Annotated in this window: 15 protein-coding genes and 1 pseudogene; 4 read left to right on the forward strand and 12 right to left on the reverse strand. The window is 43.1% G+C overall.

The window, feature by feature from the left end; genetic code table 11:
• Positions 1-177: 177 nt before the first annotated feature.
• From tnpA to LJE12_RS07305, 3 genes and pseudogenes are all read left to right on the forward strand, one after another.
• Positions 178-581: pseudogene (gene tnpA / locus LJE12_RS20565) on the forward strand (IS200/IS605 family transposase).
• Between the two features lie 194 nt (positions 582-775).
• Positions 776-1,939 (forward strand): aminotransferase class V-fold PLP-dependent enzyme, encoded by a 1,164-nt coding sequence (locus LJE12_RS07300; RefSeq protein ID WP_227226601.1) that lies wholly within the window; start codon positions 776-778, stop codon positions 1,937-1,939.
• Positions 1,940-2,020: 81 nt separating this feature from the next.
• Entirely contained in the window at positions 2,021-2,917 is an 897-nt protein-coding gene (locus tag LJE12_RS07305; RefSeq protein WP_055201543.1) for a selenium metabolism-associated LysR family transcriptional regulator, read from the forward strand.
• A 3-nt stretch (positions 2,918-2,920) separates the two neighbouring features.
• Here the strand turns inward: LJE12_RS07305 and LJE12_RS07310 are convergent, their stop codons facing one another.
• The 4 genes from LJE12_RS07310 to cobI all read right to left on the reverse strand — a co-directional run bounded on the left by LJE12_RS07310 (position 2,921) and on the right by cobI (position 8,331).
• A complete protein-coding gene (locus LJE12_RS07310) occupies positions 2,921-5,722 on the reverse strand; it encodes a two-component system response regulator (protein ID WP_172678319.1) in 2,802 nt (933 codons plus the stop codon).
• A gap of 269 nt (positions 5,723-5,991) precedes the next feature.
• On the reverse strand, positions 5,992-6,723 hold the full coding sequence (locus LJE12_RS07315) for an ABC transporter permease (RefSeq protein WP_008706312.1): 732 nt from the start codon (positions 6,721-6,723) through the stop codon (positions 5,992-5,994).
• Positions 6,724-6,796: 73 nt separating this feature from the next.
• Positions 6,797-7,639: an ABC transporter ATP-binding protein gene (locus LJE12_RS07320; protein WP_062808112.1), complete on the reverse strand. Its 843-nt coding sequence runs from the start codon at positions 7,637-7,639 to the stop codon at positions 6,797-6,799.
• Positions 7,636-8,331: a precorrin-2 C(20)-methyltransferase gene (gene cobI, locus LJE12_RS07325; protein ID WP_227226600.1), complete on the reverse strand. Its 696-nt coding sequence runs from the start codon at positions 8,329-8,331 to the stop codon at positions 7,636-7,638. Before cobI ends, LJE12_RS07320 begins: the two co-directional genes overlap by 4 nt.
• Before the next feature lie 245 nt (positions 8,332-8,576).
• Between cobI and LJE12_RS07330 the strand changes: the two genes are divergently transcribed.
• Positions 8,577-9,095, forward strand: coding sequence for a hypothetical protein (locus LJE12_RS07330; protein WP_022380025.1), 519 nt, complete (start codon positions 8,577-8,579; stop codon positions 9,093-9,095).
• An 81-nt stretch (positions 9,096-9,176) separates the two neighbouring features.
• Here the strand turns inward: LJE12_RS07330 and LJE12_RS07335 are convergent, their stop codons facing one another.
• The 8 genes from LJE12_RS07335 to LJE12_RS07370 all read right to left on the reverse strand — a co-directional run bounded on the left by LJE12_RS07335 (position 9,177) and on the right by LJE12_RS07370 (position 18,638).
• Entirely contained in the window at positions 9,177-10,487 is a 1,311-nt protein-coding gene (locus LJE12_RS07335) for an alpha-L-fucosidase (protein WP_022380024.1), read from the reverse strand.
• 127 nt (positions 10,488-10,614) lie between these two features.
• Positions 10,615-13,116, reverse strand: a complete 2,502-nt coding sequence (locus LJE12_RS07340) for a transglutaminase domain-containing protein (RefSeq protein ID WP_173696602.1) — start codon at positions 13,114-13,116, stop codon at positions 10,615-10,617.
• Positions 13,116-13,862 carry a copper homeostasis protein CutC gene (locus LJE12_RS07345; RefSeq protein ID WP_118616818.1) on the reverse strand — a complete coding sequence of 249 codons (747 nt, stop codon included), beginning with the start codon at positions 13,860-13,862 and terminating at the stop codon, positions 13,116-13,118. The genes LJE12_RS07340 and LJE12_RS07345 overlap by 1 nt, the downstream gene beginning before the upstream one ends.
• 98 nt (positions 13,863-13,960) lie before the next feature.
• Positions 13,961-14,722 carry a DeoR/GlpR family DNA-binding transcription regulator gene (locus LJE12_RS07350; RefSeq protein ID WP_118616819.1) on the reverse strand — a complete coding sequence of 254 codons (762 nt, stop codon included), beginning with the start codon at positions 14,720-14,722 and terminating at the stop codon, positions 13,961-13,963.
• Positions 14,723-14,824: 102 nt separating this feature from the next.
• Entirely contained in the window at positions 14,825-15,799 is a 975-nt protein-coding gene (locus LJE12_RS07355; RefSeq protein ID WP_022380022.1) for an ABC transporter ATP-binding protein, read from the reverse strand.
• Positions 15,800-15,802: 3 nt separating this feature from the next.
• The gene (locus LJE12_RS07360) at positions 15,803-16,792 is read right to left on the reverse strand and encodes an ABC transporter ATP-binding protein (protein WP_022380021.1); all 990 of its coding nucleotides are present in this window, start codon (positions 16,790-16,792) and stop codon (positions 15,803-15,805) included.
• 12 nt (positions 16,793-16,804) lie between these two features.
• Positions 16,805-17,704, reverse strand: a complete 900-nt coding sequence (locus LJE12_RS07365) for an ABC transporter permease (protein WP_025578854.1) — start codon at positions 17,702-17,704, stop codon at positions 16,805-16,807.
• Between the two features lie 13 nt (positions 17,705-17,717).
• The gene (locus LJE12_RS07370; protein WP_055054016.1) at positions 17,718-18,638 is read right to left on the reverse strand and encodes an ABC transporter permease; all 921 of its coding nucleotides are present in this window, start codon (positions 18,636-18,638) and stop codon (positions 17,718-17,720) included.
• Positions 18,639-18,691 lie beyond the last annotated feature (53 nt).

Raw genomic sequence — 18,691 nt, forward strand, 5'->3', positions numbered from 1 at the left:
ATCACAATAAACAGACATTGTTTTATTAAGCAAAACTTTATCTGTATCAGTTGCAACTATCTGAACTTTTGCAGTTATAGTTATCTGTTCCATAAAATTTATTCCTCTCATTGATACTTCACTAGCAATAGTGTATACTAATATTTAGTGAACGTCAATAACTATCAGAGGTGATTTATGGATAATAGATATTATCGTCATAACAGACGAAAATACAGTCTGAAAGTACATATAGTTCTTGTAACCAAATACCGCAAACAACTACTACAAGGCTCTATTGCTGATGATGTGAAACAAAAGATTCTCGATATAGCTAATACTCGTGGCTACGAAATAATTGCTATGGAAACAGACAAAGACCATATACATTTTTGTTAAGTTATGATGCAACGGATAGAGTATGCGACATTGTTAAAATTGTAAAACAGGAAACAACATACTACTTATGGCAAAAGTATAATTCGGTCTTATCAAAACAATATTGGAAGAAAAAAATATTTTGGTCAGATGGTTATTTTGCTTGCAGCATTGGAGAAGTGTCATCAGCAACTATACAAAAATATATTGAGAGTCAAGGATAATAGATAACAATTTACAAGGCTCCTCCCACCGCCTAAAGGGACGCCACTGAAAAACTATTTTTATACACATTATATAGTAGATTAAAACAAATAAAAACACTTTATATTGTACTGCTTTATGCAAAATAAAGACTTTTTCAGTGGCGTCCCTAAAGGCAGTGGGAGGAGCCCATGACAAACGAAAGGATTTATTTATGAATAAAATATATCTGGATCAGGCCAGTACGTCTTTTCCAAAAGCACCATCTGTGGCACAGACAGTTTATGATTATCTGTCAGGCTCTGCTGTGAATGTGAATCGTGGAGGATACCGGGCAGCTTATTCTGTGGAGGAGCAGATTTTCGAGACAAGAGAACAGCTTCTGAGGCTCTTTCACTTTACTTCCGGAAAGGGTAAGAATGTTATTTTTACAGAAAATATCACTGCAAGTCTGAATGTTCTTCTGAAAGGACTTTTGAACCCCGGCGATCATGTACTTGTAACTGCCATGGAGCATAATGCAGTGATGCGTCCTCTTGTACAGCTGGAGAAACATGGAATTTCTTTTGACAGGATCCCATGCGCTTCTGACGGCAGTCTTCTGCTTGATAAAGCGACCGCACTCCTTCGTCCTGAGACTAAGCTTGTGGTCTGTCTTCATGCTTCTAATGTATGCGGAACTGTCATGCCAGCACAGGAAATCGGAGATTTCTGCAAAGAACATGGGCTTCTTTTTATTCTGGACACTGCACAGACGGCAGGAACCATTAACATTGATATGGAGAAATGTCACATAGACGCACTGGCATTTACAGGTCACAAGGGACTCAGAGGGCCACAGGGAACAGGTGGCTTTCTGATCCGCAATAAACTGGTAGCGCAGATTGAGCCTCTTATCAGCGGTGGAACAGGAAGCGCCTCTCATTCTGAAGAAGTACCGGCATTTCTTCCTGATCGTTTCGAGCCCGGAACTCCCAATATACCTGGGATTCTGGGACTTCATGCCGCACTCTGTGATCTGGAGAAACAGTCCATGGAAGAAATCCGCCAACATGAATTAATGCTGACACAATACTTTATAGATGGTATCCTGAATCTGGATCCTGAAGAAAAATTTCTGCGTATTATCGGTAAAAAAAATATTGAAAACCGTTGTGCAGTTGTATCCGTCCAGACCTTACATATGGACATGGCTCAGGCCGCCTTTGAGCTGGACAGTACTTACGGAATTATGACAAGAGTTGGCCTTCACTGTGCACCAAATGCCCATAAAACCCTTGGAACATATCCGAAAGGTACTCTCCGGTTTTCTTTCGGATCCGAGAATACAAAACAGGAACTGGATATTGCTTTAGATGCATTATCTGCATTACTATAGCAATCCCCGCAAATGATGCATTTATAGTAATCCTCTTAAATGCATTATTTAAGAGGATTACTATAAAAGGAGAGTTTCACAATGGAATTTAAACAATTAGAAGCATTCGTCGCTGTCGTGGACTACGGCAGCTTCTCAGAGGCAGCCCGCCGCCTCTATCTGACACAGCCTACGATCAGTGCGCATATACGTTCCCTGGAAGATGAACTGCATATGAAACTGATCATCCGTACTACAAAGAAAACAACGATCACAGCCAAAGGCTACCAGCTTTATGACAGTGCAGTCCGTATGCTGGAAATCAGAAATAACCTGCTTGAAAATTTTACAGGTGCCCACAAACATATGATAGATCTGGCTGCATCTACCATTCCTTCTTCTTATCTTTTGCCAGAACTGCTTGCTGCTTTCGGCAAAACGCACCCTGATGTTTATTTTCACTCCATACAGTCAGACAGTTCTGAATCCATCAGCCGGGTGCTGGACGGAACTGTAGATCTGGCTCTGGTAGGCCAGAATACACGTGATGAGAGCTGCGTATTTATTCCTTTCTGCCATGATGAGCTGGTCATAGCAACTCCTGTAACAGATCACTATCTTGCACTCAAGGACAGAGAAACACCCGCTATTTTTCATGATTTCCTGAAAGATCCTATTATCCTCAGGGAAAAGGGCTCCGGCACAAAAAAAGAAATGGACCTTTTTCTGGAGCGCACAGGCATCACAACAGGCAATCTGAATGTGATCGCCCGCATGAATGACCTGGAAAGCATCAAAAAGTCCATTGTTAATGGTCTGGGAATCTCTATTCTTTCATCACGCTCTGTCAATGACCTGCAGAAGACAAAGCAGATTCTTGTCTTTCCGCTGGAGGAAGCTGCCCATAAGCGCAGTTTCTATATAGTCTACAGCAAAAACAGGATTCTGAAACCCCATGTGAAGCAGTTTGTACAGTTTGTGCGAGACTATTTTATGTAACTGTTATCTGCCGGCATCCAGCAGTTTCACAAACTCTTCCTCCGGCATCGGTTTGTAAAAATAATAACCCTGGATATAATCACAGCCGTTGTCTCTTAAGAACTCGACCTGCTCTTTAGTTTCAGCACCTTCCGCTATAATCTTTATCTCCATAGTATGTGCCATTTCAATGATGAAGCGGATAATACTGCGTGTTTTGGTATTGGTTTCTATCTGCCGCACAAAACTCATATCAATTTTCATAATATCAAAGTTGTAATTCTGGAGCATTCCAAAGGAAGAATATCCGCTTCCAAAATCATCCAGGAGTAGCAGAATCCCTGCTTCTCTTAATGCTTCCAGAGTTGCATTTCTGTCTGCCTCAATGGCAGCATAGGAAGTTTCTGTAATCTCCATTCTGCACAGACCGGACGGCATGGAAGCATCTGCACATTTCTTCTCCAGCCAGTTCATGATCGTCTCATCATAGAAATCCATCCATGACAGATTAGTTGATACCGGAACTGTGATCTTATCGGACTGATAACGTTTCTTCTGAAATTCATTAACCGAATCCAGCACATACAGATCCAGTTCGGAAATATGTCCGCTTTCCTCCAGTGCAGGAATAAATACACCCGGCGAAATAAATCCCTTTTTCGGGTGGAACCACCGGATCAGAGATTCTGCTGATGCAATTTTTCCGGTCATTGCATCCACAACAGGCTGAAAATATACTTTGAACTGTCCCTGCTCAATCCCTTCCTCCAGTTCACCTGCTAATGTTGCTTTATCTATATATGTATTCTTCATGGAAGAATCATAAATCTTATATGACTGGACAAACTCATCTGTAATATATCTCTGGGCAATCTTTGCCCTGTCAATCATTCCATTCACAGACATTTTTTTCTTTTCAAGCATAAAAATCCCACATTTGACAGACAAATGAAGTGTTTTTCCTCCCCGGGTAAGTTTCTTCTGACACATTCCGGTAAGCATATCCAGATTGAGATTCTTACGTTCTACCAGACAGATAAAATGATCTGCGTCCTCACGTGCCGATACCAGAGGCTTCAGCTCTGATTTCCGGACATCTTCGTACACTTTGCGCAGCATCATATCTCCGATTTCTGTTCCAAAAAGTTCATTGACTGCCTTGAAATTCTTAATATCGAAAAATACAACCGCATATCCGGTTCTGTCTTCACTTTCTTTCAGGATCCGTTCCACATGACGGATAAAACCCTGTCTGTTATATCCGCCCGTCAGAATATCCTGTTCAAATTTCTCCGTAATATCCTCAACTGTAGCTACAATAATGTCAAAAAATTTATTGAGGTAAAAAAATGTATAGTTCTTTAAACATTTCTCCCCTTTTTTATTAAACTGATGAACAGAGAAAGAATATCTATCTTTCTCCTGCAGTTCTTTCCGAATGGTATCAAGACGCACACATTTTTCATATACAGATTTCTCATCATCCGGAACAAATTTCTTCATAACTTCAGTAACATAACCGGAATAACTGATCTCTTCTGCCAGAACCATCTCCATGGCACAGATACCCGGATGATCCAGTCTCACACAGTCTCTCTGCCCGTCAATAATCTCTATTCTGTCAAAATTCTTTCTGTACAGCATATGCGGAATCTGCTCTGAAAAATAGTTCTCTGTAATATCAGAAAAATAGATCAGTGCTTCCAGCCTGTCATAAGAAACGTTCCGGACCATCTCAACTGTGGTTCTGATCATCCTCAGACTGATTCCTTTTGCGGCATACACAGGACATTCCCATTGGATCATATCTTTTCCCTGTGTCAGACACTCCCTCAGATTATCTACACAAAATACCTTTCTGTACTGAGTTCTCACTTCTCTCTGCGGAATAGACTGACTGATCCGCTCAATATAAGAATCCAGTGGTTCATTTACATCTTTCAGCTCCAGTGAAGCAATCCTGCTGTTTGCCATAATACAGCTTCCATCCGAAATATTTACTGTAACTGAGGCAAACGCATCTTTTGCATGACGTATGATCTTATCCAGCTGTTTCAGATATTCATCATTGATATCCCGGATATACATCATGGCAATCTGGTCATCCGGTTTATATTCTGCACTTCTGATGACTTCCATACATACCCAGCGGTACTCCTGTTTTATCAGAGTTCTGTAGTTCAGGTAAATGCGTTCTCTGCCTTTCGCAAGTTCTCTTCTCAGATTATCTATACTGCAGAATTTCAAATATTCTTCCTGATCCTCTTCATAAATATACTTATAATCAGCCATCATTTTAAGGCTTTCAGAAAGACTTGGAAGCATGGAAACAGTACTGTCTTTTCCTCTTATAACTGTATAAGTATCTGTCGAGAGATTAATCTTGAGTATCCGGTGAAAAATAGATGATAACATTTTCATCGCATCCTGCAGGTCTCCCGTCATCTTATCATGCAGCTCAATCGTACTCTCAACACGATGAAAGACCGTCATTGTATCAAAGGGACGTGTGAAGTAATCACTTGCTCCCAGCCCATAAACCCGACGGATGCTATCTTCGGAAGTCTCTGATGAAATACAGATAACAGGCAGCATATCCAGCCATTGCTTTTCCTTCATAACAGCAAGTACCTGATAACCATCCATTACCGGCATGATCAGGTCAAGGAGCACCAGCTTAAAATCCTTATGGCATCTTTCAAGGATTTCAACTGCCTGCTTTCCATTTTCAGCTTCACAGATATTATATTTATCTTCCAGCATACAGGAAAGGATTTCTCTGTTTAATTGTGAATCATCAACGATTAATATCTTTGGCTTACTCATATAATGTATGCCCTTTCTTCTGTTATTATGGCTGTGTGAAAATTTAACCGGACAGATGTCAAAAACAGCTGCTCGGTTATGCATAATTCAAGTATATCATTCAAAGGATAAAAGTCAATAATTGGAAATATCGTTTTATCGCTGTTCACCGGTAATAATCGGATATACTACCAGTATATGATTCCCTGTTTTCTCTTTACAAAAATTCACATTGATATATAATACATAAACAGATCAAGGAGGAGCACAGGCTCCTCCTTGTCAGTCAGTTACAGATTTTTCTTCTTATAAATAAACCATGATGCTGCTACAGTAAACACCAGCAGATAAAGAAGCAGAATCCCAATACCGGTGTAATTCACCGCCTCACCTGATGAAATGCTTCTCATCAGATGGCTAGTCTGGGATAATGGCAAGGCTGATACAAACTTGCCTACAAATCCCGGAAGTTTCTCTGTTGAGAAAAAGGTGTTACACAAATATGCCATAGGCATAATGATATAATTGGAAAACCTCGGCACGTCTGCGTGGTTTTTTGCCAGAAAGGAGACCACCACGCCGATGGCTGAGAATACCGCTCCGTTCAGAAACATCACCAGAAAGGACCATCCGTTGAAGATCAGTCCTGTCTCAATAGGTGCTGTAAGAAGCAGTATGATTCCTCCTGCATACAGACCGCGCAGACTTCCCCCGATGATCTGTCCGGCAATAAACTGCCATAATGGTGTGGGGGAGATCATCACCTGATCAAAAGCCTTCTCATACAGTCTCTGTACGTTTAGGTTCTGCGCAATGGCGTTGAAGCTTCCGTTCATAGTTGTCAGTGATACCACACCCGGAATCAGAAAGTTCAGGTATGGCTGTCCATGAGAAGTGGTCTGGATTCCCATTCCGAATACGATCAGATACATTAGCGGTGCAATCATTGCCGCCAGTGTGATTTTATAGAAATCCCGGCGGAATTCTACCCACTTCTCCCATAATATTGTTATAATTCCCATACATTTTTCTCCAGATTATTCTAACTTTTTTCGCAACCTCCGCAGGGGACTTCCCTGATTCAGTTAATATCTGCTATTTTGAAATCAAATGCTTCCCGGCTCTTTCTACAAAGACATCTTCCAGTGTTGTCTCGCGAAGAGACGCCTGCCCTGTAAGCTCTTCCAGATACCGGATTGCTTCCTGTCGTGTATGGAAATAGTGATTCTGTGTTCCATCTGCTGTCATCTCGTCTACTGCATAAGCACCAAGACTTTCGATCAATGCTTGCGGAGTACTTACCTCCTCCAGCTTTCCATGGTCCATCAGTGCCACCCGGTTACAGAGGTTCTGGGCTTCTTCCATATAGTGAGTGGTCAGAAGGATCGTCAGATTTTTCTCATTAAGCTTACGCAGAAGATTCCACATCTGTCTTCTGGAAAGAGCATCCATACCTGCTGTGGGTTCATCCAAAAGCAATATCTCCGGATCTGTCAGTAATGCCCGACAGACCATCAGCTTACGCTTCATTCCGCCGGAAAGCTTACGGACTGTACGTTTGCGAAACTTCAGCAGGTCACAGAACTCCAGAAGTTCTTCTGTTCTTTCTTTTATCTGCTTTCGCGGCATAAAATAGAGCCGTCCCTGGTATTCCATAATCTCATCCATATTCATATCCTGACGCATAGAATATTCCTGGGTGATCACACTGATTTTTCTTTTCAGATCAGGACGTTGTCTCGTAAGCTGCTGACCGTCTATGAGGATTTCTCCCTTTGTCGGAAGAAGAAGGGTTGAGAGCAGGCTGATGGTCGTTGTCTTGCCTGCTCCGTTTGGTCCGAGAAGACCAAAAAACTCACCTTTTTCAATTTTCAGATTCAGGGAATCCACTGCTGTAAAATTGTCAAAAGTTTTCGTCAGATCTTTTGTCTCTATCATTTCTCTTCGGCTTTCTCTTTAGCAATGATCAGGGAATAATATCCTGCATCATCCGGAATTTCCTCTACACCGTTGTAAATATGTTCATCCGGCATACCACAATTCTCTACCATACGGACTTCGCGACCGCTTCTTTCAAGGATTTCCTTTACCTGATTCATTTTTCTGCCTGATTTCATCAGTACATAGGTTCCCGGCTGATCAAGTTCACTGTCAAGGCGGTGAACTGCAGGCTGTACATGAAGAGGCTGGTTCCACTCTGTAAGCGGGATATTCAGGCGTGCTGCTGTTGCGCAGAAGGAAGTGATGCCGCTTACCAGTCTTGTCTTATATCCATCTGCTTCTACTCTCTTCTGCACATATGAAAATGTTGAATAGATAGTCGGATCTCCAAGTGTCAGAAATACTACATTCTTACCTGTATCAAGTGCTGCTTCCAACGCCTTGGCTCCTTTTTCATGGTTCAGTTCCAGTTCTGCCTTATCGTGTGTCATTGGCATATAGATTGGCAGAAGTTCTTTGTCTGCAAGCTCAGGTACTGCCTGTACTGCGATCTTATATGCAACTGTTTCACGCACCTCTGCGCCCGGTACTGCAATAATATCATTCTCTTTGATCAGGCGCACTGCCTTTAATGTCATAAGTTCCGGATCTCCGGGGCCAACTCCTACTCCGTATAAAATTCCTCTCATTACCATATCCTCCTGTGATTTGCATATACATTTTTATGATATCAGAATTGCAGAAGCTGCTTCGCAGCAAAGCAATTCACAGATATTCATTTATTGTGCTCACTGTTCACTACGTTCTCAATGATGTTGCGTGCGGACAGTACTTTTTATTATACTAAAACAGGATAACTTTTTCAACAAAGTATTGACAATTAATTTCAATTGTGGGATGATGAAAATTATCGAATTTAAGTGAGGAAAGAAATATGAGAAAGATTTTTGCAGTTCTGGCAGCTTTGATCTGCTGTCTGTCAGTATGGACTTCTGTTCCTGCTGCACAGGCTTTCACTCTTGATAAAGAAGATGGGGAGTATTCCATCCAGGTAGAGCTGGAAGGCGGAAGCGGCAAAGCCAGTGTCACTTCACCGACTTTGATCACTGTGAAAAACGGCGAAGTAACTGCCGATATCCAGTGGAGCAGTTCTAATTATGACTACATGATCGTTGACGGTAAAAAATATCTCCCTGTCAATGAGGAGGGAACGAATTCTGAATTCCAGATCCCGGTTACCATTATGGATGAGAGCATGCCGGTAATCGCAGACACTACCGCCATGGGTACCCCTCATGAGATCAATTATACCCTGACTTTCTATTCCGATTCCATCGGTTCCAAAAGCCAGATGCCGCAGGAAGCAGCGAAACGTGTTGTTGCTGTTGCACTTGTTATTATCGTAGGCGGTGGGATTCTGAATTATTTCGTAAACAAGAGAAACCGATGCTGAACCAGGCAGACACCTGCATCTCAATTCGGTTAAGAAATACAAAAAAGCTGCCATACGGCAGCTTTTTTGTATTCTATAGCTTTATTCAGCCATCTCCACTTCCAGCACATAGTCTACAGGATCCGGCAGTACAGGATCCGGACCAAGGTCAACAAATGCGATATCCGGATAATCGCTGTGCACCCATAAAGTAGAGATTGGCACTTCATGTCCGTCATCCAGGGCACGTACTTTCACAATCTTATTCTTATCAAATCCAATCAGCGGCAGTGGTCCTAATGTATTCTCATAAATATGGACATAATACTTGTTTCCATTTCTGGTGATACGTCCGTAATCCGGTTTCGGGATATCTGCTGCCGGAGCGCATCCATAGATACTGTCATGGTTCTTATCCATCCAGCGTCCGATTTCCGCCAGGATCGCGGAGGATTCTTTCGGGAATTTACCTTTCGCATCAGGTCCTACATTCAGGATCATATTTCCACCTTTGGAAACACACTCTACCAGCTTCTTGATCAGCATGGAAGCAGGTTTGTAATAGTGGTCATTTGCACAGTAGCCCCAGTTATTGTTCATGGTGAAGCATGCTTCCCATACCATCGGATTCCCTTCTTTGTCACAGATTCCTTCCGGCGGGATGATCTGTTCCGGGCTTATAAAATCGCCATGATACGGTGTCGGATCGCATTCATACAGAGATCCTCTTCCCTCACCACTGACTTCCAGACGGTTATCAATGATGATTCCCGGCTGTAATCTGCGGACCATATCTATCAGTCTGGTTGCTCCCCATTTCTCGCCTCGCATATCGTCATAGGAAAAGTCAAACCACATAATATCGATTTTTCCATAATTTGTGCAGACCTCTTCCACCTGATTGTACATATACTCTATATAACGAGAAAAATCTCTGTTTTCATTACTGCATTCCGGATGGTTTCTCATAGGATGGATGCGGTCTCCGTAATGAGGATAGTCCGGATGATGCCAGTCAAGTAAGGTGAAATACAGACCGACTTTCAGACCTTCTTCGCGAAGAGCTTCCACATATTCTTTGATCAGATCTCTTCCTGCAGGTGTATTGGTAACTTTATAATCTGTGTATTTACTGTCAAATAAACAGAAACCATCATGGTGTTTTGCAGTCAGAACCACATATTTCATACCTGCTGCCTTTGCCTCTTTTGCCCACTGTTTCGGATTATAGTCTCTGGCATCAAATTCTTTCATAAACGGAAGGTATTCTTCCTCAGGCATCTCCTCTGTACTGCGTACCCATTCTCCTCTTGCAGGAATAGAATATAATCCCCAGTGGATAAACATTCCGAAACGGGCATCCTGATACCATTTCATACGTTCTTCATATTCTTTTCTGTTAAACTGATACATGATTTTTATCTCCTTTATGTAAATGCAAATTCAATATCCAATCCTTTACATCTATACAATAATGTAATCCGGCAATACCAGAAGATGCTCACAGGTGTCATCTCCGGGCATCTTATTTATCGCTCTGTTACATTAATCTAAGCAGCATATCCCCGGTTCCTACATTGTAACCGCTGGTCGCATAAATCCCATTCAGGGTTCCATTCGTCACAATAATCAGCGGAAGTTTGTCCGGATCTACGTACATACGCCTTCCCAGAGTATTGATAATCTCTGAGAAATCATCATAATAAATCTGAATATTTTTTAACTTTGCAAGTGCTTTGGACAGTGTCGGTGTCTCCAGTGCTTCTTTGCTTCTCACTACAAAAATAATCTGCTCTGCATATCCTGCGAAAGCCTCTTCCTGCTCCATCATTTCATTTAAAATATGCTCAGTAGGCTCTTTTTCTTCTTCCAGAAACATAAGGATATGTTTTCCGTCTGCTGTAAGATCAGATGCTTTCACTTCTGTACCATCCTCAGTTTTCAGCATGAATTCCGGCATGGAAATATTCTCCAGCATATCCTCCAGATCTGCTTCCCTGAGTACCAGCTCGATCTCCTTTGTCTCTCCGGGCTGAATTTCAAAATGATATTCATTTGCAAACATATTTCCATTTGGAAGTCTGTTTGAAGTAAGAATCCTGTAGTTTCCGGATTCCAACGGCAGATTCAGGATCTGATCTTCGAAATTCTCTGCTCCCAGTTTCAGTGATGTATATCTTCCATTCTCCAGTTTTGCAATACTCCAGTTCTGGAAATATTTCCACTGTACAGTCTCTCCTGCTTTCAGGATCAGAGTACAGTTCTTCTCTGTTCTTGCAAGCACAGGAACAAATCTTCCGTTTTTCATATATTCCATAGAACGATCATGTGGATTCAGTCTTGCCGCTACTCCAAGGGTTCTCGCTATTGCAACAAACAGGATTTTCTTTGACAGGAAGCTTCCTGTACAGGTCCTTATGCATCCTGCCGGTGTTGTGATCACACTGGAACGCTCTTTCTCCGGTCTGGAAACAATTGCCTTCTCGATCAGATTCCAGATTCTGGAAGGATCATCTCTCAGCTCCTGTTTCTCAGTTCTGGAAAAATGCTTCTTAATCTCTCTTCTGTATTTCTGAAGAACTTCATCATCTACTCTTGGATTTAACACATAAGATACAAAGGTATCCTTTTTCATCATACCATGATATGGGATTGCCAGCTCCAGGTGTTCCTCCAGAACGTCACTGATACAGTCAGTTCTGTCTTTCTCTGTGAGAACCCTCAGGAGATCTTCTCTGTATGAGGCAGCAATGGCTTCTTCTATCCTGTTTACCTTTTTTTCCAGGAAACGTTCACATTCCGGATTTGACCAGTTTCTTACTTTCTGCTCTCTGTGTGCATTGGCTGCTGTCAGACGCTTATTTCCCTTCGCCTTCTGTTCTAAAGTCGGCATGTCTGTGTTTACAGGTGCATCATGAGGAGCAAATATATCTGCTGCTGTCCACTTTTCTGATTCGCCGTCATTTCTTTTATCCTGCGATACCAGACAAAGTTCACAGTTATCTTCTTTCTCAGTGTTCATAACTGTTTCCGCATAGAACCACTCGCCGTCAGAACACATTCTTGCGGAAATATGCAGACTCCCAAGTCCTGTTGTCAGTCTGGCGGTTCCCTTACTGTCTGTTTTCTTCTCTGCGATCGGTGCATACTCTGAATAGTTCAGCACCTCAAAGGAAACCTCAGCTCCCTCTGAGGGTAACCCCTGCGCATCCTTTACTGTTACTGTAATTTCTTTGGTTACTGCATACCTCTTCAATTCATTCAGCATGGTCACCATACCATCTGTGCCGATCACCTCACCTTCCGGGATTTTGGTGTCAAACACACGTGAATGGATCATCATTGCTCTGGAAGAAGCGTTTGTAAACCATCCTTTATTCAGGATTTCTTCGGGCTCACAGGCTCCGAGGAAGTACCATTTGCCGTCACACCAGATCTCTACCCAGGCGTGATTGTCATCGCAGTGAGACCACTTCGGCGCATATACCTGACGGGCAGGTACGCCTACGCTTCGCAGTGCATTTACAGTGAATACAGACTCTTCACCACATCTGCCATTTCCTCTGCGGTATACAGAAATCGCAGATAAAGTACGGTCATCTGTACAATGATAAGTAGCTTCTTCGGCACACCAGTAATTCACTTCTAACGCTGCTTCTCTGAAGTTCATTCCCTGTATTCTGCTTCCGATTTCTGCGCGGAAATAAGTTCTGCACTGTGCGATCTCCTCCTCATTTACTCTGTGAAACAGCACATAATTCAGGAAGATTTCTTCAGGAAGGTCTGCGACCTGCGGATTCTCTTTCCAGAGCCTCACACCATTCTCCGCATAGTCCAGAAATACTTCAAACGGATAATTGCCAATGTCACTGTACGGCATAAACGCATATAAATATTTACATGCAAGTGCCACTTCCTCTGTACATTTCTGTAATTTTTCGTCTACAGGCGCAAAAACCCGGGGCAGGTTCTTTGCCTGCTCCAGGTAGTTCTCTTCAATTCGGCCCCTGTTCTCTTTTAAAAAAACTCTCGGTTCTGCCATTATAATTCCTCCAGAACTTTCTTTGCGGCACGGATATTATCTACATCCGTACGCCATATCTCATATTCACTCAGCATCGGAAGTCCCATATTGACCCCATCCTTGCGAAACTGCATCTCACTGTCAATGACTCTCTTTCCGGTCATATGATAAGCCCTGACTCCTGTAAGCGGATAAAGCTGGCGGATCACTTCTGCTCCCACGCCGCTTCCTGCCTGGATCGTGATACGTCCCTGACTCTTCTCTACCAGTTCCTTCAGCAGATCTGCCCCCTGCAGACATACATTACGCTGACCTGAAGTAAGGATCGTATTGATTCCCAGTGAGATTGCCTGTTCCATTGTTTCTATTGGATCCACACATACATCAAAAGCTCTGTGAAGAGTCACCGACATATCCCCTGCCGCCTCCATCAGCTCTTTCATCTGTTCCATGTTTAATGTGCCATCCGGCCTCAGCACCCCAAATACAACACCTTCGGCACCCATTTTCCTGAAATCTTCCACTGCATGCTTTATCAGGGAAAATTCTGCATCTGTATAGCAGAAATCTCCAAAACGCGGACGGATCAGAGCATGGATCCTGATATCCGAACGCTTTCTTATTTCATCAAAAAGCCACGGTCCCGGAGTGGTTCCGCCGATGATCAGGTTACCGCAAAGTTCCAGTCTGTCTGCGCCTCCTTCAACCGCTGCCATAGCAGATTCTACAGAATCTACACAGGCTTCCAAAATATATTCTTTCACGTACTTGCCTCCATCTTTTTTCATTTAAGCCAGACAGATCATCCTTTCTGCTGACTGATTTAACCAGATCAGATAAGTCCCCCGAAGACTTACCTGCATCAGAACAATTTCACCCCGGCTCTCTCCAGTGTACTCACGATCGTATCATCTGGAAATTCATCCGTAACAATTCCGCTGATATCATCGAAGTATGCATATTTATAGGAATCATTGAAATAGAATTTATCCCTTTCCATAACAACATATTTATGTCTGCTGCTGTGCACGGCTGCTTTCTTTGTCAATCCGTCCTCTACCCCCAATGTAGTAATTGCACAATCAGTCATATCCACACCGCAGCTTCCTATAAATGCACGGTCAAAGCTATACTGTTTGATCACTTCTATCGTTGCAGCTCCCATAAATCCGTTTACTGTCTGGTACATTGTTCCCCCTGTACCGATTGCGGTAATGGATGGATTTGTGGCAAGGATCTGCAGGATATCTATCATATTGCTTACCACTACCACACGCATATTTGACGCAGCAAGAAGCTTTGCCAGTTCAATATTTGTGGTAGAAATATCAAGGAAAATCGTTTCGTTATTCTTGATCAGTTTAAATGCTTTGGCTGCAATTGTTCTCTTTTTGTCAAGGTTAAACTGGCGTCTGTCTACTACGTCTCTTTTCAGCGGATAATCCTGTGAAAGGATTGCGCCGCCGTAAGTTCTCTTTAACTTACCGGCGTTTTCAAGAGTCTTAAGATCTTTTCGGATACAGTCTTCTGTGACCTGAAACATTTCACTCAATTCCTTAACCTTGACTTTTCCGTTTTCACGAAGGCATTTCTCTATTGCGCTTTGTCTTTCCTCAGTAAACATAGCCCCCTCTTTCCTCATCCATTCATGATAACCTGTATCTTTCAGTGAATCCTGTTTTCTTCACTGTTCATCTTCAGGTGTAATATTGTTATTTCGGAATTCCTATTCTGTAAGTTCCGGATAATGACATTTTACAATATGGCCCGGTGCAATTTCAACAGGTGTCGGCACCTGTGTCTTACATTTTTCTGTACAATGTGGGCAGCGTGTATGGAACAGACATCCGCTTGGCGGATTACTCGGACTTGGAAGATCACCTTTTAATGTAATACGCTCTTTCTTCACTTCCGGATCCGGGATCGGAACTGCGGAAAGAAGTGCTCTTGTATATGGATGTCTCGGGTTTGCATACAGTTCTTTCTTCGGAGCTGTCTCTACGATCGTACCCAGATACATAACACCGATCCTGTCTGAAATCATCTCAACGACACTCAGGTCATGGGAAATGAACAGATAGGTAAGATTAAAGTCTTTCTGTAACTGCTGCAGAAGATTTAATACCTGCGCTTGGATAGAAACATCAAGGGCAGATACCGGTTCATCTGCAATGATCAGCTTTGGCTGCACTGTCAGTGCTCTGGCAATTCCGATACGCTGGCGCTGACCACCAGAGAATTCATGTGGATAACGCTCTCCATGAGACGGACTTAATCCTACAGTGCCGAGAAGTTCATGTACTTTCTTAAGACGCTCTCCTGCACTCATATTTGTGTGGATCAGAAGTGGCTCACCGATGAGATCCTGAACTTTCATTCTCGGATTTAGGGAACCGTACGGATCCTGGAAAACCATCTGAATATCAGAACGCAGCGGACGCATTTCTTTCTCGGAAAGTCTGGAGATTTCTTTTCCTTCAAACCAGATCTCACCGGAATCCGGTGTGATCAGATGATCGATCAGTTTACCTGTCGTAGATTTCCCGCATCCGGACTCACCTACCAGAGAGAAAGTTTCACCCGGATAGATATCGAATGATACATCATTTACAGCATGGACAAATTTCTTCTTGCTGAACATTCCTCCGTTTGCCTGGAATGTTTTCTTCATATTCTTTACTGATAATAACGGCTCGCTCACAGGTTACGCCTCCTTTCCAGTTTTGTTGAGCAGATGGCATCTGCATTTTCTGGTGCCTGCTTCGTTGATATCTGCAAGCTCCGGCTCCTGCTGATGACAGATATCCATTGCATATTTACATCTCGGTGCAAACTTACATCCTTTCGGCATTACGGACAGATCCGGTACGCTTCCCGGAATAGACGGAAGAGATTCCACACCACTTCCAAGTTTCGGTACAGAACCAATCAGCCCCTGTGTATATGGATGTTTCGGATCTGCAAAAAGTTCCTGCACAGGCGCTTCTTCTACAATTCGGCCGGCATACATAACAACAACTCTGGAACACATTTCAGCAACAACACCAAGGTCATGTGTGATCATCAGAATACCTGTATTCTTCTTTGCCCTGATGTCCTCCATCAGCTCCAGGATCTGTGCCTGAATGGTAACGTCAAGGGCTGTAGTCGGCTCATCCGCAATAAGAAGCTCCGGCTCACAGGACATTGCCATAGCAATCATAACACGCTGGCACATACCGCCTGAAAGCTGGTGCGGATAACTCTTTAATGTCATATCCGGTTCAGGGATACCTACTGATTTCAGTACTTCGAATGCTCTGTTGTGCGCTTCTTCTTTTGAGAAATTGTTATGGAGCAGGATTGCTTCTGTCAGCTGTTTCTCAATTCTCATACATGGGTTCAGAGAGTTCATCGGCTCCTGGAAGATCATGGCAACTTCACGTCCTCTGATCTTTCTCATGCCTTTTTTATCTTCTTTGAGAAGATCCTTGCCATTAAGCAGGATCTCACCGTTGGAAATCTTACTGTTACGTGCCAGAAGTTTCATAATGGAAAGGGAGGTTACGGATTTACCGCATCCGGACTCTCCTACCAGACCAAGAATCTCACCTGGCTGAATGGAGAAACTTACATTATTAACTGCTGTCACCCATGTTTTATCTCTTTTAAACTCCGTACGGAGGTTTTTTACTTCTAATAATTTTTCTGCCATGGTTTCTTCCTCCTAGTTCATCTTTGGATCCAGGGTATCTCTGAGACCGTCGCCCAGCAGGTTGAATGCCAGAACTGTAAGGAAGATCAGAATACCAGGGAACAGTACCATGTGAGGAGCTGTATTCAGATAGTTACGTCCTGTGGAAAGCATGGAACCCCAGTCAGGCTCTGTAACATTTGCACCGAATCCCAGGAAGCTTAAGGATGATGCAGCAAGGATTGCAGTGCCTACACGCATGGTAAAGTTAACGATCATAGACTGGATCGTACCAGGGAAAATATGTACAAACAGGATTCTTGTGTTTGAACATCCCAGGGAACGGGCAACCTCTACATAAGGAGCCTGCTTTACGGAAATCGTCGCGCTTCGTATGATTCGTGCGAAGGACGGCACTGTAAATACCGCAACTGCGATCATAACGTTTACCATACCCTGTCCGATGATGGCAACAACTGCGATAGCCAGCAGGATATCAGGGAAAGCGAAAAGTACATCACAGCATCTCATAATCAGGGCATCGATAATTCCGCCGTAGAAACCTGCGATCAGTCCGAGAACAACACCGATAGCCGTACCAATGATCGTCGCTGTCAGCGCGCATGTAAGAGAAAGTCTGGTACCAACCATCAGACGGGAGAAAACATCCTGTCCGTATTCATTGGTTCCCCAAATGTGGGCTGCGCTTGGCCCCTGCATCATAGCTGTGTAATCCGGTGCCTGCGGATCATACGGAACTACATATGGTCCAATGATCGCCATTAAGATAATAAAAACTATAAATGCCAGAGAAATCACTGCTGTTTTTCTCTTCATGAATTTCTTGACAAATTCTTTGAACTTGCTCTGTGCCTTAGGGAGTTCTTCGGCAGCAGCAAGGTTAATATTTGATGTTGTGTTCTTATCTGCCATCTTCTCTCCTCCTCTACTCATAACGTACTCTTGGGTTAATCACGCCATAAAGAACATCTACGATCAGGTTGATCAGGATATATTCTGTAGCAAAGAACAGCAGTAATGCCTGAACAACTTTGTAATCTCTCATCTGGATGGAGTCTACCAGAAGACGTCCAAGCCCGGGGATGGAGAATACTGTCTCTGCCATAACAGATCCGGAAAGGAGACCACCGATCTGAAGTCCGGCTACTGTTACGATCTCGATCAGAGAGTTCTTAAATGCATGGCGCATAACAACCAGTGATTCAGAAAGACCTTTGGCGCGTGCGGTACGCACATAGTCCTCACGCATGGTTTCAAGCATGGAAGATCTGGAAAATCTGGCAAGTACGGCCATGATTCCTGCTCCCATTGTAAGTGATGGAAGAATATAGCTCTTCCAGGTTTCCAGTCCACTGGTTGGAAGCCATCCCAGGCTTACTGAGAAAAGCTGGATTAATTCCAGACCTAACCAGAAACTTGGAACAGATATACCTGCGATTGCTATGATCATACCTACATAATCAAGAATTCTGCCATGAAATACGGCAGCGATAATACCAATCGCAATACCGATGATCGCAGCCCATATCATGGATGAGAATGTCAGCATGATAGTTGGTTTCAGTCTTGGTGCGATTGTCTCTGTTACGGTTTTACCGTTTTTGATAGAGCTTCCCAGATCTCCTGTAAAAAGACCTTTCATATATTTGCCATACTGTACAAGTAGTGGCTCATCCAGTCCCAGCTGTTCACGTACAACTGCCACATCTTCCTTTGTTGCATCCTGACCGGCTACCAGTCTTGCCGGATCACCGGGAATCATATGGATAAACATAAATACTACGAATGAGATAACCAGAAGCAGCGGGATCGTGCTTATCAAACGTTTACCTAAATAACGTCCCATATTTTTCCTCCTTATCATTTTCTTACCTGTTGTTTATATTTGATGCTTTATAG

The organism is Blautia sp. DFI.6.71 (assembly GCF_020593585.1).
GTDB classification, from domain to species: Bacteria; Bacillota; Clostridia; order Lachnospirales; family Lachnospiraceae; genus Blautia_A; species Blautia_A wexlerae.